This is a genomic window from Halomonas sp. 3H (assembly GCF_024206005.1).
GTDB classification, from domain to species: Bacteria; Pseudomonadota; Gammaproteobacteria; order Pseudomonadales; family Halomonadaceae; genus Halomonas; species Halomonas campaniensis.
In genome coordinates, this window is record NZ_CP100360.1 from 182,603 (window position 1) to 197,859 (window position 15,257).

At 67.8% G+C, this 15,257-nt stretch carries 13 protein-coding genes and 2 tRNA genes; 9 read left to right on the forward strand and 6 right to left on the reverse strand.

Translation table 11 applies throughout. The features are described from left to right. The first annotated feature begins 9 nt into the window (after positions 1-9). The 9 genes from NFC98_RS00890 to pnp all read left to right on the forward strand — a co-directional run bounded on the left by NFC98_RS00890 (position 10) and on the right by pnp (position 9,184). A tRNA-Leu gene (locus tag NFC98_RS00890) sits at positions 10-96 on the forward strand. 119 nt (positions 97-215) lie between these two features. Then, a tRNA-Met gene (locus NFC98_RS00895) sits at positions 216-292 on the forward strand. Positions 293-522: 230 nt separating this feature from the next. Continuing rightward, complete coding sequence (gene rimP / locus NFC98_RS00900; protein ID WP_254276385.1) at positions 523-984, forward strand: ribosome maturation factor RimP; 462 nt, start codon at positions 523-525, stop codon at positions 982-984. Positions 985-1,049: 65 nt separating this feature from the next. Continuing rightward, positions 1,050-2,540, forward strand: a complete 1,491-nt coding sequence (gene nusA / locus NFC98_RS00905; protein ID WP_183330956.1) for a transcription termination factor NusA — start codon at positions 1,050-1,052, stop codon at positions 2,538-2,540. A gap of 122 nt (positions 2,541-2,662) precedes the next feature. Further along, positions 2,663-5,170 carry a translation initiation factor IF-2 gene (infB, locus tag NFC98_RS00910; protein ID WP_254276386.1) on the forward strand — a complete coding sequence of 836 codons (2,508 nt, stop codon included), beginning with the start codon at positions 2,663-2,665 and terminating at the stop codon, positions 5,168-5,170. 18 nt (positions 5,171-5,188) lie between these two features. After that, the gene (gene rbfA, locus NFC98_RS00915; protein ID WP_254276387.1) at positions 5,189-5,614 is read left to right on the forward strand and encodes a 30S ribosome-binding factor RbfA; all 426 of its coding nucleotides are present in this window, start codon (positions 5,189-5,191) and stop codon (positions 5,612-5,614) included. Beyond that, a complete protein-coding gene (truB, locus tag NFC98_RS00920) occupies positions 5,614-6,531 on the forward strand; it encodes a tRNA pseudouridine(55) synthase TruB (RefSeq protein ID WP_254276388.1) in 918 nt (305 codons plus the stop codon). Before rbfA ends, truB begins: the two co-directional genes overlap by 1 nt. Before the next feature lie 79 nt (positions 6,532-6,610). Further along, positions 6,611-6,880 (forward strand): 30S ribosomal protein S15, encoded by a 270-nt coding sequence (gene rpsO, locus NFC98_RS00925; RefSeq protein WP_254276389.1) that lies wholly within the window; start codon positions 6,611-6,613, stop codon positions 6,878-6,880. A gap of 168 nt (positions 6,881-7,048) precedes the next feature. Next, positions 7,049-9,184, forward strand: a complete 2,136-nt coding sequence (gene pnp / locus NFC98_RS00930; protein WP_254276390.1) for a polyribonucleotide nucleotidyltransferase — start codon at positions 7,049-7,051, stop codon at positions 9,182-9,184. Positions 9,185-9,352: 168 nt separating this feature from the next. Here pnp and NFC98_RS00935 read toward each other — a convergent pair whose 3' ends face one another. The 6 genes from NFC98_RS00935 to pcnB form a co-directional block, all read right to left on the reverse strand. Further along, complete coding sequence (locus tag NFC98_RS00935; RefSeq protein ID WP_254276391.1) at positions 9,353-10,528, reverse strand: acetyl-CoA C-acetyltransferase; 1,176 nt, start codon at positions 10,526-10,528, stop codon at positions 9,353-9,355. A gap of 237 nt (positions 10,529-10,765) precedes the next feature. Beyond that, positions 10,766-11,146 carry an aspartate 1-decarboxylase gene (gene panD, locus NFC98_RS00940; RefSeq protein ID WP_183330962.1) on the reverse strand — a complete coding sequence of 127 codons (381 nt, stop codon included), beginning with the start codon at positions 11,144-11,146 and terminating at the stop codon, positions 10,766-10,768. A gap of 36 nt (positions 11,147-11,182) precedes the next feature. Further along, entirely contained in the window at positions 11,183-12,031 is an 849-nt protein-coding gene (panC, locus tag NFC98_RS00945) for a pantoate--beta-alanine ligase (protein WP_254276392.1), read from the reverse strand. Positions 12,032-12,046: 15 nt separating this feature from the next. Then, a complete protein-coding gene (gene panB / locus NFC98_RS00950; protein ID WP_254276393.1) occupies positions 12,047-12,838 on the reverse strand; it encodes a 3-methyl-2-oxobutanoate hydroxymethyltransferase in 792 nt (263 codons plus the stop codon). Positions 12,839-12,956: 118 nt separating this feature from the next. Then, positions 12,957-13,451 carry a 2-amino-4-hydroxy-6-hydroxymethyldihydropteridine diphosphokinase gene (gene folK / locus NFC98_RS00955; protein WP_254276394.1) on the reverse strand — a complete coding sequence of 165 codons (495 nt, stop codon included), beginning with the start codon at positions 13,449-13,451 and terminating at the stop codon, positions 12,957-12,959. Then, a complete protein-coding gene (pcnB, locus tag NFC98_RS00960) occupies positions 13,448-14,845 on the reverse strand; it encodes a polynucleotide adenylyltransferase PcnB (RefSeq protein WP_254276395.1) in 1,398 nt (465 codons plus the stop codon). The genes folK and pcnB overlap by 4 nt, the downstream gene beginning before the upstream one ends. Positions 14,846-15,257 lie beyond the last annotated feature (412 nt).

Genomic DNA, 15,257 nt, shown 5'->3' on the forward strand with positions numbered 1-15,257 from the left:
CTCCCCGATGCCGAAGTGGTGGAATTGGTAGACACGCTATCTTGAGGGGGTAGTGACCTTACGGTCGTGCGGGTTCAAGTCCCGCCTTCGGCACCATCTGATACCATGATCGCACGTCCGGATCATCGGTCCTTCAGAAGCAGGATTGGCAGAACGGTGTCGCCGGTGCCTTGACGAACGGTCAGCGCAGGCGTAGAATCACCGACCTAGATTGATGCGGGGTGGAGCAGTCTGGTAGCTCGTCGGGCTCATAACCCGAAGGTCGTCGGTTCAAATCCGGCCCCCGCTACCATCTTCCGGAAGGCGCCTTTCGAGCCACGGCTCGAACGAAGGGGCCGCCATTGACCGGAGTGGTAACCAGGTTTCTTGTGAAAGCCCCTTCCTGTGAAGGGGCTTTTTGTTAGCAGCTTGCCCAGGGCGCCAGGCGCCGGGGCACTGTTCCGGGCAATGCCAATCAGCCACCTGACTTCCCAGTTCACTCCCGGCCAGGTGCCTGATGCAACGGCTGTAGGAGCTTATTCCGTGGCAATCAAGGATGCTGCACTGCACGCGCTGATCGAACCCGTGGTCACGGCCATGGGCTTCGAGCTGTGGGGCGTCGACTTCCTGTCCCAGGGCAAGCACTCGCGCCTGGTGATCTACATCGATCACGAGGACGGCGTGAGCGTCGACGACTGCGCCGACATCAGCCGCCAGGTGAGCGCCGTGTTCGACGTCGAGGATCCGATTCGCGGCGAGTATCGCCTCGAAGTCTCCTCCCCGGGCATGGACCGGCCGCTCTACACCCTCGATCAGTTCGCCCGCTATCAGGGCCACGAGGTGGCGATCCGGCTGCGCACGCCCTTCGACGGGCGGCGCAAGTTCCAGGGGCTGCTGGCCGGCACCGAGGGCGACGAGGTGCTGCTGCAGCTCGACGGCGAGGAGTACTGCTTCCCCATCGACAGCATCGACCAGGCACACGTGGTGCCGCGGTTCGAGGACTAGGCCGCTGGCCGAGGGTGGCGAATGAGCATGAAGCTCGAGGACAGGTTTTCTGGCGAGGCAATGGCATGAGTAAAGAGATTCTGACGGTCGTCGATGCGATCTCCAACGAGAAGGGGGTCCCCCGCGAGGTGATCTTCGAGGCCGTCGAAGCGGCCCTGGCCAGCGCGTCCCGCAAGCGTTTCGAGGACGAGGAAGCCAGCGTGCGGGTGCACATCGACCGCACCACCGGCGACTACGAGACCTTCCGCCGCTGGGAGGTCGTGGAGGACGACGACTTCGACGGGCCCGATGCCCAGATCAAGCTCTCCTTTGCCGAGCGCCGTGACCCGCCCCTGGGGCTGGGTGACGTGGTGGAGGAGAAGATCGAGAACGCCGACTTCGGCCGGATCGCCGCCCAGACCGCCAAGCAGGTCATCGTGCAGAAGGTGCGCGAGGCGGAGCGCGCCGAGGTGGTGCGCCTCTACGCCGACCGCGAGGGCGAGCTGGTCTCCGGTATCGTCAAGAAGACGACGCGCGACGGGCTGATCATCGATCTCGGCGACAACGCCGAGGCGTTCCTGCCGCGCAGCGAGATGATCCCCGGCGAACGCTACCGCATGAACGAGCGGGTCCGCGCCCTGCTGGTCAAGGTCGACGCCGAGGCCCGCGGTGCCCAGCTGATCCTGTCGCGCACCTGCCCGGAGCTGATCATCGAGCTGTTCAGCATCGAGGTGCCGGAGATCGCCGAGCAGCTCATCGAGATCAAGGGCGCGGCCCGCGACCCGGGCTCGCGGGCCAAGATCGCGGTCAAGACCAATGACCGGCGCATCGACCCGGTGGGCGCCTGCGTCGGCATGCGCGGTTCTCGCGTCCAGGCGGTCTCCTCGGAGCTGCAGAACGAGCGCGTGGACATCGTGCTGTGGGACGACAACCCCGCCCAGCTGGTGATCAACGCCATGGCGCCGGCGGATGTCGCCTCGATCCTCGTCGACGAGGATGCCCACGCCATGGACGTGGCCGTCGCCGAGGACAACCTGGCCCAGGCCATCGGCCGCAGCGGCCAGAACGTGCGCCTGGCGTCCGAGCTCACCGGCTGGCGGATCAACGTCATGACCGAGGACGAGGCCGAGGCCAAGCGCGACCAGGAGATCGACAGCCTGGTCGAACACTTCATCCAGCACCTGGACATCGACGATGACGTCGCCCGGCTGCTGGTGGAGGAGGGCTTCACCTCCCTGGAGGAGATCGCCTACGTCCCGGTCGAGGAGATGCTCGAGATCGAGGAGTTCGACGAGGAGACCATCGAGGAGCTGCGCGCTCGCGCCAAGGACGAATTGCTCAACCTGGCCATCGCCTCCGAGGAGCAGCTCGACGGTGCCCAGCCGGCCGACGACCTGCTGGAGATGGACGGCATGGAGCGCCACCTGGCCTTCATCCTGGCCAGCCGTGGGATCGTCACCATGGAGGATCTCGCCGAGCAGTCGGTCGATGATCTGATGGACATCGAAGGGATGGACGAGGAGCGCGCCGCGGCACTGATCATGACTGCTCGTGCGCCCTGGTTCGATAACGAATAGCTCGATAGCGAATAGCGCTGAGGAGACAGGTTCCGTAGCGAAGCGCTCGACACCGGGAGTCCCGGGTCAGTGAAATATTCGGTAGCGAACAGAATTGGGGTCACGGGCTCAGGAGGGTCGTAATGTCAGAAATGACCGTTAAGGATTTCGCAGCGAAGGTGGGGCGCGATGTGCCTCGCCTGCTGGAACAGATGAAAGAGGCCGGTCTCGGCCACAAGTCCGAGGCTGATGCGGTGTCCGAGGAGGACAAGCGCCAGCTGCTCGACTATCTCACCAAGAGCCATGGCGGCGACGGGGCCGGTGCCAAGAATCGCATCACCCTGACTCGCAAGACGCGCAGCCGCATCAAGACCGGCGAGCGTGGCAAGACCATCGAGGTGCAGGTGCGCAAGAAGCGCACCTACGTGAAGCGCTCCGAGGAAGAGGCCAAGCCGGAGCCGGTGGAAGACGCCGGGCCGCGCCAGCTGGTCGGCGACATGGCCGACTCCCAGCAGGCCCGTGCCGAGCAGGAGGCCCGCGAGGCCGAGGAAGCCAAGGCGCGCGCCGCCGAGGACGCCGCCCGCGAGGCCGCGGCCAAGCTCGAGGCCGAGAAGGCCGCCGTCGAGCCGCAGATTCCGGTGCCGGAACTGGTCGAGCAGCCGGCCGGCGACGAGCCGCCCGCGCCGCCCAAGGAGGGTCGCTCCGACCGTCGTACCGCACCGCCCAAGAAGGCCGCCGCCAAGAAGGGGCGCCACGAGCGTGAGGACGACGACCGCGGTGATCGCGAGGAGCGCCGTCGCGGCGGCAAGAAGGTCAAGCGCGCCGAGCGCCGTGGCGGTCGTCGCGGCGGCTCCCAGGGCGGCGGCAAGCACGGCTTCCAGAAGCCGACCCAGCCGATCGTCCGCGAGGTCTCGATCCCCGAGTCGATCAGCGTCGCCGACCTGGCCGACAAGATGTCGATCAAGGCGAACGAGGTCATCAAGGCCATGTTCACCATGGGCGCGGCGGTGACCATCAACCAGACCATCGATCAGGACACCGCGGCCATCGTGGTCGAGGAGATGGGCCACAAGCCCAAGCTGATCAAGGATGACGCCCTCGAGACCGAGATGCTCGAAGGCATCTCCTACGAGGGCGAGGAGATCACCCGCTCGCCGGTGGTCACCGTGATGGGCCACGTCGACCATGGCAAGACCTCGCTGCTCGACTACATCCGCAAGGCCAAGGTCGCCACCGGCGAGGCCGGCGGCATCACCCAGCACATCGGCGCCTACCACGTCGAGGGCGAGCACGGCGGCGTGACCTTCCTGGACACCCCCGGCCACGCGGCGTTCACCGCCATGCGTGCCCGCGGTGCCAAGGCCACCGACGTGGTCATCCTGGTGGTGGCGGCCGATGACGGCGTCATGCCCCAGACCATCGAGGCGATCGAGCACTCCCGGGCCGCCGAGGTCCCCATGGTGGTGGCGGTCAACAAGATCGACAAGCCGGGGGCCGACCTGGACCGGGTGAGGAACGAGCTTTCCCAGCACGGGGTCATCTCCGAGGACTGGGGTGGCGACACCCAGTTCGTCAACGTCTCCGCCAAGACCGGCGAGGGCATCGACGACCTGATCGAGGCCGTGCTGCTGGTCTCCGAGGTGCTCGAGCTGAAGGCCGTGCCCGAGGCGCCCGGCAAGGGCGTGGTGGTCGAGTCGCGCCTGGACAAGGGCCGCGGCCCGGTGGCCACCGTGCTGGTCCAGAACGGCACCCTGAAGAAGGGCGACATCGTGCTCGCCGGCCTGCATTACGGCCGGGTGCGTGCGCTGACCAACGAGCTGGGCAAGCAGGTCGACGAGGTCGGGCCGGCCATGCCGGTGGAGATCCAGGGCCTCGACGGCACCCCGGATGCCGGTGACGACTTCATGGTCGTGGCCGACGAGAAGAAGGCCCGCGAGGTCGCCAACTTCCGTCAGGGCAAGTACCGCGAGGTGCGCCTGGCCCGCCAGCAGAAGGCCAAGCTGGAGAACATGTTCAGCCAGATGGGCCAGGACGAGGTGGCCAAGGTCAACATCGTGCTCAAGGCCGACGTCCAGGGCTCCCTGGAGGCCATCAAGGGCGCGCTGGAGGAGCTCTCCACCGACGAGGTGCAGGTGGCCGTGGTCTCCTCCGGGGTCGGCGGCATCACCGGCACCGACGCCAACCTGGCGCTGGCCTCCGAGGCCATCGTGGTCGGCTTCAACGTGCGTGCCGACGCCGCCGCCCGCGAGATCATCGAGCGCGAAGGCCTCGACCTGCGCTACTACAGCGTCATCTACCAGCTGATCGACGAGGTCAAGCAGGCGATGAGCGGCATGCTGGCGCCGGAGTGGAAGGAGGAGATCGTCGGCGTGGCCGAGGTCCGCGACGTCTTCCGCGCGCCGAAGATCGGCGCAGTGGCCGGCTGCATGGTCGTCGAGGGTACCGTGCACCGCAACAAGAAGATCCGCGTGCTGCGCGACAACGTGGTCATCTACGAGGGCGAGCTCGAGTCGCTGCGCCGCTTCAAGGACGACGTCCAGGAAGTGCGCAACGGCATGGAGTGCGGCATCGGCGTGAAGAACTACAACGATGTCCAGGTCGGCGACAAGATCGAGGTCTTCGACCAGGTCAAGGTCGAGCGGACCCTCTAAGGGGGCCAGGAGTCGTTCATGCGCGAGTTCAAGCGAACCGACCGGGTGGCCGACCAGCTCCAGAAGGAGCTGGCGGTGCTCATCCAGCGTGAGGTCAAGGACCCGCGCCTGGGCATGGTGACGGTGAGCGGCGTCGAGGTCAGTCGTGACCTCGGCTACGCCGACGTCCACGTGACCCTGCTGGGCGAGGACACGCCGGAGCGGATCAAGGAGAACCTCAAGGTTCTCAAGCAGGCCGCCGGTTTCCTGCGCGGCCAGATCGCCCGGCGGATCAAGCTGCGTCATGTGCCGGAGCTGCGCTTCCACTACGACGAGAGCGTGGTGCGTGGCCAGCGGCTCTCCTCGCTGATCGACGAGGCGGTGCAGAGTGACCGTTCCCGTCATGCCGAGGAGGGTGGCGAGCCTGACGGCGGCGGCCCCGGCAGCGACAGCGGGCGCGACTGATGGCGCGTCGGCGTCGTGGCCTGCCGGTCAACGGGGTGCTGCTGCTGGACAAGCCGAAGGGCCTCTCCAGCAACCACGCCCTGCAGCGCGCCCGGCGCCTGTTCCAGGCGCAGAAGGCGGGGCATACCGGGACCCTCGACCCCATGGCCACCGGGCTGCTGCCGGTCTGCTTCGGCGAGGCGACCAAGTTTTCCGCCCACCTGCTGGCGGCCGACAAGGTCTACCGCACCCGGGTCGAGCTCGGGGTGATCACCGACACCGGTGATGCCGAGGGCGAGGTGGTCGAGCACCGCGAGGTGCCACGGCTCACCGCGGCCGACGTCGAGGGGGTGCTGGAGCGCTTCCGCGGCGAGATCGATCAGGTGCCGCCGATGTATTCGGCACTCAAGCATCAGGGGCGCAAGCTCTACGAGCTGGCCCGCGAGGGCAAGTCGATCGAGCGTGCAGCCCGGCGCGTGACGGTGTATGATGCGCGCCTTCTTGCCCTTGCCGACACCGCCTTCGACCTCGAAGTGCGCTGCAGCAAGGGCACCTACATCCGTACCCTGGCCGAGGACATCGGCCAGGCGCTGGGCTGCGGGGCGCACATCAGCGCGCTGCGCCGCCTGGCGACGGGCCCCTTCACGAGCGAGGGCATGCTGACCCTCGACGCGCTGGAGGCCCTGCCCGGCCAGGCCGAGCGCGAGGCGGTGCTGCTGCCCGTCGACGTGCTGGTCGACCACCTGCCGCGGCTCGAGGTCGAGGGCACGGCGGGCGGCCGCCTGACCCATGGCCAGTCGGCCCGGGTCGAGACCGGCGAGCTGGCCGGGGGCGAGACGGCAAGACTCTACTGCGACGGGGCCTTCCTGGGCCTCGGCGTGGTGGCGGGGCCACAGGAGGTGGCACCGAAACGGCTGCTGAGCAGCGCAGCCGATTGAAGGGAGAGACGCCCGAGACTGCAAATATGCGTGGTCTCACACACTCATTATTCAGGCATATTGCTTACTGGAGAGACAGATGGCACTGACAGCCGAGCAGAAGTCCGCAATCGTCAGCGAGTACGGTCGTGGCGAGAACGACACCGGTTCCCCCGAAGTGCAGGTAGCCCTGCTGAGCGCCAACATCGATGGCCTGCAGGACCACTTCAAGACCAACAAGCAGGATCACCACTCCCGTCGTGGCCTGATCCGCATGGTCAACCAGCGCCGCAAGCTGCTGGACTACCTGAAGCGCAAGGATTTCGAGCGCTATCAGTCGCTGATCCAGCGCCTGGGCCTGCGTCGCTAAGCGACCCACCCCGCGCGGTACGCAAACGGGCAGCCTTCGGGCTGCCCGTTTTGCGTCTGTGGGGCGGAAATGTCGCTATCCGGTGGCCGCGGGGCGCGTCAACCCCTAAAATGGTCGCCGAGTCAAAACGACCCCAACACAGAAAAGTAGATATTGAAGGAAGTCGCCGTGAATCCGGTCAAGAAGACATTTCAGTACGGTCGCAGCACCGTCACCCTGGAAACCGGGCGCATCGCCCGCCAGGCCACCGGTGCCGTGATGGTCACCATGGACGACACCGTGGTGCTGTGCACCGTGGTGGCAAAGAAAGAGGCCAATCCTGCCCAGCCCTTCTTCCCGCTGGGGGTGTTCTATCAGGAGAAGACCTACGCGGTCGGCAAGATCCCCGGCGGCTTCTTCAAGCGCGAGGGGCGCCCCACCGAGAAGGAGACCCTCACCTCGCGGCTGATCGACCGCCCGATCCGCCCGCTGTTCCCCAAGGGCTTCATGAACGAGGTCCAGGTGGTCTGCACGGTGCTCTCCACCGACCGCAACCATGACCCGGATATCGCGGCGCTGCTCGGCACCTCCGCGGCCCTGGCCATCTCCGGCGTGCCGTTCAACGGGCCCATCGGTGCCGCTCGTGTCGGCTTCACCGAGGAGAAGGGCTACTTCCTCAACCCCACCGTCGAAGATCTGGCCAGCTCCGAGCTGGACATGGTCGTGGCCGGCACCGAGAAGGCGGTGCTGATGGTGGAGTCCGAGGCCAAGGAGCTGCTCGAGGACGAGATGCTCGGCGCCGTGCTCTACGGGCACATGGAGATGCAGGTCGCCATCAAGGCGATCAACGAGCTGGCCGCCGAGGCGGGCAAGCCGAAGTGGGACTGGCAGCCCCCGGCGGAGAACACCGCGCTCAAGTCCGCCGTCGCCGAGGCGTTCGAGGCCAGGATCGGCGAGGCCTACCGCATCACCGACAAGATGGCCCGCCAGGATGCGCTCTCCGCGCTCAAGGCCGAGGCCGTCGAGCAGCTGGCCGGCGAGGAGGAAGGCAAGTACGACGCCGATGACGTCAAGGGCGCCTTCTCGGGTCTCGAGAAGCGCGTGGTGCGCCATCGCGTGGTCAAGGGCGAGCCGCGCATCGACGGCCGCGACCTGAAGACCGTGCGTCCGCTGGCTATCGAGGTGGGCAGCCTGCCCAAGACTCACGGCTCGTCGATCTTTACCCGCGGCGAGACCCAGGCGATCGTCATCGCCACCCTGGGCACCCTGCGCGACGCCCAGCTGATCGAGTCGCTGGAGGGTGAGCGCAAGGATCGCTTCCTGCTGCACTACAACTTCCCGCCCTACAGCGTGGGCGAGGCCGGCTTCATGGGCGGCCCGAAGCGTCGCGAGATCGGCCACGGCCGGCTGGCGCGCCGCGGCGTGCAGGCGATGCTGCCCGACGAGGCGGAGTTCCCCTACACCATCCGCGTGGTCTCCGAGATCACTGAGTCCAACGGCTCCAGCTCGATGGCCTCGGTGTGCGGCGCCTCGCTGGCGCTGATGGATGCCGGCGTGCCGATGAAGGCCCCGGTGGCGGGCATCGCCATGGGTCTGGTCAAGGACCAGGACGGCTTTGCCGTGCTGACCGACATCCTCGGTGACGAGGACCACCTCGGCGACATGGACTTCAAGGTGGCCGGTTCCTCCGAGGGCGTCACCGCCCTGCAGATGGACATCAAGATCGAGGGCATCAACGAGGAGATCATGGAGCAGGCGCTGCAGCAGGCCCTCGAGGCGCGCCTGAACATCCTCGAGCAGATGAACGCAGTGATCGGCCAGAGCCGTGCCGAGGTCTCCGAGAACGCCCCCTCCATGGCCACCATCAAGATCGACCCGGACAAGATCCGCGACGTGATCGGCAAGGGCGGCGCCACCATCCGCAAGATCTGCGAGGATACCGGCGCCTCCATCGACCTGGACGACGACGGCACCGTGCGCATCTACGCCGAGGACAAGGCGGCGGCCAAGAAGGCCATCGACACCGTGCTGGCGATCACCGCCGAGGCGGAGATCGGCAAGCTCTACCGCGGCAAGGTGGTGCGCATCGCCGACTTCGGCGCCTTCGTCAACATCATGCCGGGCACCGACGGCCTGGTACACATCTCCCAGATCGTCCCGGAGCGGGTCAACGACGTGCGTGACTTCCTCAACGAGGGCGACGAGATCGTGGTCAAGGTGCTCGACATCGACAACCGCAACCGGGTGAAGCTCACCATCAAGGAGATCACCCCGGAAGAGAAGGCGGCGTTCGAGGCCGAGGAGGCCGCCGAGCCCGCGCTGTAAGCGCCGAGCGCCAAGCACCGAGCTGCAAGGTAAAACCGCCGCCAGGGACCTGCCCTGGCGGCGGTTTCTTTTTGTTACCCGGAAAAACATGCCCCGGGCATCTATCCCGGGGCACGCTGTCTGCTAGGCGCTAGGCGCTAGGCGCTAGGCGCTAGGCGCTAGGCGCTATTAGCGCTCGATGGCCAGCGCCACGCCTTGCCCACCGCCGATGCACAGGGTGGCCAGGCCCTTCTTGGCATCCCTGGCGATCATCTCGTGGACCAGGGTCACCAGGATGCGGCAGCCGGAAGCGCCGATGGGGTGGCCGATGGCGATGGCGCCGCCGTTGACGTTGACCTTGCTGACATCCCAGCCGAGCTCCTTGTTGACCGAGAGCGCCTGGGCGGCGAAGGCCTCGTTGGCCTCGACCAGATCCAGGTCGTCCAGGCTCCAGCCGGCCTTTTCCAGGCAGCGGCGGGTGGCCGGGGCCGGACCGATGCCCATGATCGCCGGGTCGACGCCGGCATTGCTGTAGGCCTTGATGCGCGCCAGGGGCTCGAGGCCCAGGGCCTTGGCCTTCTCGGCGGAGCAGAGCATCACCACGGCGGCGCCGTCGTTGATGGAGGAGGCGTTGCCGGCGGTGATGGTGCCGTCCTTCTTGAAGGCGGGACGCATGCCGGCGAGCTTCTCGGCGGTCACCTCACGCGGTCCCTCGTCGCTGTCGAAGACCACCGGGTCGCCCTTGCGCTGGGGAATCTCCACCGGGACGATCTGGCCCTTGAACTTGCCCTCCTTGATGGCGGCGGCCGCCTTCTGCTGGGAGCCGGCGGCGAACTCGTCCATCTGCTCGCGGGTGATACCGTACTTCTCTGCCAGGTTCTCGGCGGTGATGCCCATGTGGTAGTTGTTGAAGGCGTCCCACAGGCCGTCGTGGACCATGGTGTCCACGGCCTTCCAGTCGCCCATGCGCTGGCCGTTGCGGGAGTTGGGCAGCACGTGGGGCGAGGCGGACATGTTCTCCTGGCCGCCGGCCAGGATCAGCTCGGCGTCACCGCAGCGGATCGCCTGGGTGGCCAGGTGCAGGGCCTTGAGGCCGGAGCCGCACACCTTGTTGATGGTCATGGCGGGCACGGCATCCGGCAGGCCGGCCTTGATGGCCGCCTGGCGGGCGGGGTTCTGGCCTGTGCCTGCGGTCAGCACCTGACCGAGCAGCACCTCGTCGACCTGGTCGCCGGCCACGCCGGTGGAGGCCAGGATGTCCTTGATCACCAGGGCGCCCAGGTCGCTGGCGGGAATACCGGCCAGTGAGCCGCCGAAGGAGCCGACGGCGGTGCGGCGTGCGGCAACGATCACCACTTCTTGCATGGGGGAGTTCTCCTGAATCGGATGACGAGCTTGCGGCCCTGTCGCGGCAGCCGGACATGACCGGGGACTCTCAGCATAGGGGAGTCTTGTGCGCCGCGGCAATGCTTCCATGGGTCAAGAGGAGGCAAAGTTGCCGGGCAGCGTCAGGGACAGTGGCAGGGCGGGGCGATTCAGGCGGGGTGGCAGGCCGTGTGCCGGCCGCGGGCATGGCCGACCCGCGAGGGGCCGGCCCGGGGCTCAGGCCATCTGCACGGGGATGGCGTGGCTGGTGTGGCTGACCGCGTTGCCTTCCTGGAGGTAGACCAGCGCCGGCTGGTGGTTCTCCAGCTCGGCGTCGCTGTAGTGGGCATAGCTGCAGATGATCACCCGGTCGCCGGGACCGGCCAGGTGGGCGGCGGCGCCGTTGATGGAGATCACCTTCGAGCCCTCCTCGGCGCGGATGGCGTAGGTGGTGAATCGCTGGCCGTTCTCGACGTTGTAGATCTGGATCTGCTCGTTCTCACGGATGCCTGACATGTCGAGCAGCTCGCCGTCGATGGCGCAGGAGCCCTCGTAGTTGAGCACGGCATGGGTGACGCGGGCCATGTGCAGCTTGGCCTTGAGCATGATGGTGAACATGGAAGCGTGATCCTCCGGTAGCGGATGGGCGGCGCGTCAGCGCGGCAGGGTCAGGGTCAGGTTGTCGATCAGCCGGGTCGTGCCCAGGCGGGCGGCGACCAGCAGAACGGCCTCGCGGGTCGCCTCCGTGACGGGGCCCAGGTCGGCGGCGCGCAGCTCCAGGTAGTCCGGCGAGAAGCCGGCCTCCTGCAGGCGGGCATAGCCGCAGGCCAGGGTGGCGCCGGGGGCTTCGCCGGCCTCCAGGGTGTCGCGCAGCTCGCACAGGGTCCGATAGAGTGCCGGCGCGGTGGCGCGCTGCGCGGCGTCCAGGTAGCCGTTGCGCGAGGAGAGCGCCAGGCCATCCTCGGCCCGCTGGATGGGCACGCCGACGATCTCGATGGGGAAGTGCAGGTCGGCGACCATGCGGCGGATCACCGCCAGCTGCTGGTAGTCCTTCTCGCCGAAGCAGGCCACATGGGGCTGCACCAGGTTGAAGAGCATGCCGACCACCGTCGAGACGCCATCGAAGTGGCCGGGGCGGGAGGCGCCGCACAGCCCCTCGGTGACGTCGGGCACCACGATGCGCGTCTGGGCCTCGAGCCCGCGGGGGTAGACGGTGGCGGTCTCGGGGGCGAACAGCAGGTCGCAGCCGACGGCCTCGAGCTTCTCCTGATCCTCGGCCAGGGTGCGCGGGTAGGCGTCCAGGTCTTCCCCCGCACCGAACTGCATCGGATTGACGAAGATGGTGGCGATCACCACCTCGGCATGCTGGCGGGCGGTTTCCACCAGGGCCAGGTGGCCGGCATGCAGGTTACCCATGGTCGGAACGAGCGCGATGCGCTCGCCACGACGCCGGACGTCGTCCAGCGCCTCGCGCAGGGCGGGAATCTCTCTCAGGGTGCGCATGGCGGGCCTCCGGGACTAGAAGCAGTGCTCGGCCGCCGGGAAGCGCCGGGCCTTCACCTCGTCATGGTAGCGGCGGAAGGCGCCCTGGATGTCGTCCGCCTCCGCCATGAAGTTCTTCACGAAACGGGGCGTACGGCCATGGGTCACGCCGAGCACGTCGTGCATCACCAGGATCTGGCCGTCGGTGTCGGCCCCGGCCCCGATGCCGATCACCGGCACCTCCAGGGCCTCGCTGACGGCGCGGCCGAGGCTGGCCGGCACGCACTCCAGCAGGATCACCGAGGCGCCGGCCTCGACCAGGGTGCGGGCGTCCTCGAGGATCTGGGTGGCGCGCTCGGCCTCGCGGCCCTGGACCTTGTAGCCGCCCAGCTGGTAGACCGACTGGGGAGTGAGGCCCAGGTGTGCACAGACCGGCACGCCGCGGCGAGTCAGCTCGCGGATGCCCTCCGCCATCCAGGCCTCGCCCTCGACCTTGACCAGCTCGGCCCCGGCGCGCATCAGCTCGCCGGCGTCCTGCAGCAGGCGCTCGGTGCTCGAGTTGCTCATGAAGGGCAGGTCCACCATCAGCAGGCTGGCCCCCTTGCCGCGGGCCACGCAGCGGGTGTGGTAGCAGATCTCGTCCAGGGTGACCGGCAGGGTACTGGCATGCCCCTGCAGGACCATGCCCAGGGAGTCGCCCACCAGCAGCACCTCGATGCCGGCGTCGCCGGCGGCCCGGGCGAAGGAGGCATCATAGGCGGTCAGGCAGCTGAAGGGCTCGCCGTTGCGCTTGAAGGCCTGCAGCGTGCTCAGGGTGACGGTTTTCATGGCGTGCTCTCGTCGTCGTGTCGTCGAGACGGGCGGGCGTCGCGCCCCCTCGTGTGTAACCTGCGATTGTTACCCGAACCGCCTCGGCGTGTCGACCGGTAACACTTCTGCGAGTGTTTCAGGCGTCGGGTAACACCAGTTCCCGCTCGCTCCCGTCCAGGCGTGCGGCCAGCTCGGCGACGCGCCGGCCGTCCGGCAGTGCGAGCGTCGGCGCCAGCTCCGCCAGGGGCACCAGCACGAAGGCGCGTCGGGTCATCTCGGGATGCGGCACCGTCAGTCGCGGCAGCGTAAGGCAGCGGTCATCGAAAAGTAGCAGATCCAGATCCAGGGTGCGGGGCCCCCAGTGCTGGCGGCGCACGCGACGGTGCCGCTGCTCCAGCGCCTGGAGCTGGTCCAGCAGCGCCAGCGGCGAGAGGCGTGTCTCGAGCCGCGCCACGGCGTTGATGAAGTCGGGCTGGTCCTGGGGCCCCACGGGCCGACTGGCGTAGAGGCGTGACGCCACTGCGAGGCGGGTCAGGGGCAGGCGATCCAGGGCCTCGAGGGCCCGTTCGACCTGGCGGCGCGGCCCCTCGAGGTTGCTGCCCAGGCCGATCCAGGCGTGGTGCAGGCTCATGAATCGCTCGACGGGCCCCGTGGCTTGCGGCGGCGACGCTTGCGCTTGCGCGGCGCGCCGCTGCCGGCCGGGTTGGCGCCGGCCTTGTCGAGCAGGCGGCGCTGTTCGTGCTCGTCGGCCTGCTGGAACGCCGTCCACCAGTCGCCGAGGCCTGGCGCGAGCTCGCCGGCTCCCTCGCGCAGCAGCAGCAGGTCGTAGGCGGCGCGGAAGCGGGGGTGCTCACGGGTCTGGTAGACCCGGCGACCGCGGCGCATCGGCAGGCGCTGCTGGAGGTCCCAGATGTCGCGCATCGGCAGGCTGAAGCGCTTGGGGATGGAGATGTGCTGGAGCTGGCGCGAGACCACCTGCTGAGAGGCGGCCTGCAGGGCGGGGATCGGCGGCATGCCGTCGCGCTCGTGGGCGACCTGGCGCAGCTGCACGGGGCCCCACAGCAGGGCGGCAAACAGGAACGCCGGGGTGACCGGGCGCTCCTCGGCGATGCGCCGGTCGGTGCTCTCCAGGGCCAGCTCGACCAGGCGCTCGGCCCAGGGCAGCTCGGCCATGGCCTCATCGGCCTCGGGGAACAGCATGGCGAAGAGGCCGTAGTGGCGCAGCAGGTGGAAGGTCTCCAGCCCGTGGCCGCCCATGAACAGCTTGAGGATCTCGTCGAACAGGCGCGCCGGCGGGATCTGCAGCAGCAGCGGTGCGAGCTCGTGGATCGGGGCCTCGGTGGCCGGGTCCAGGTGGAAGTCGAGCTTGGCGGCGAAGCGCACCGCACGCAGCATGCGCACCGGGTCCTCGCGGTAGCGGGTCGCCGGGTCGCCGATCAGGCGCAGGGTACGCGCCTCGATGTCACGCACGCCGTCGGCGAAGTCGTGAATGGAGAAGTCGGCGATGCTGTAGTAGAGGGCGTTGATGGTAAAGTCGCGGCGCAGCGCATCCTCCTGGATGTCGCCCCAGACGTTGTCGCGCAGCAGCAGCCCCTCGTCGGACTGCTGGGCGATATGGTCGCCGTGATCGTCGCCCGGCTTGCCGCGGAAGGTGGTGACCTCGATCACCTCGCGTCCGAAGCGCACGTGGACGATGCGGAAGCGCCGGCCGATGATCCGCGAGTTGCGGAACAGCTCCTTGACCTGCTCCGGCGTGGCATCGGTGGCCACGTCGAAGTCCTTGGGCATGCGCCCGAGCAGCGAGTCGCGGATGCAGCCGCCCACCAGGTAGGCCTCGTAGCCGGCGTTGTGCAGCCGATAGAGGACCTTGAGGGCGGCGTCGCTGAAGTGCTGGCGCGACACCGGATGCTCCTGGCGGGGGATGATGCGCAGCTCGGGGCCGCCACCGGAGGAGGTCTCGGGGCCGAACAGGGATTTCAGGCGTTCGCCCGGACTCTGCAGAAAGCGGGTAAATCCTTTGAACATGCGGCGATATCGACTCGCGGGGTGCGAAAAGGCTTGAGTGTAGCCGACCCCCGGCACCTTGCATAGGTGCGTGCCGGCCGGCGGGGTCACACAGTAGAAGGGGGAGGCCTCTCGGCCTCCCCCTCAAGGAGTCTTGCAGCATCCGTGCTGCTGGTTCTTCTTCGTGATGGCACATCGCCTTGAATACGCACCACAGTCACCAAGGAGGATTCAGGCAAGCAGTGTTGTTGTCCTTGTTGGCGCTCCCGAAGGTGACCGCCTCGTATTCAAAACAATAATCCAACCACGACGGCAAGTGGATTGCCTCCCCCCGGCTTGTTGGTGTTGTTACCGGGGGTGCACCTCGTCGGCCCTTGTTCTTGTTGGCAGCCGTGACGGGTGCGTCGCGTCCTGGTCTTCCGGTGCCTCGAGC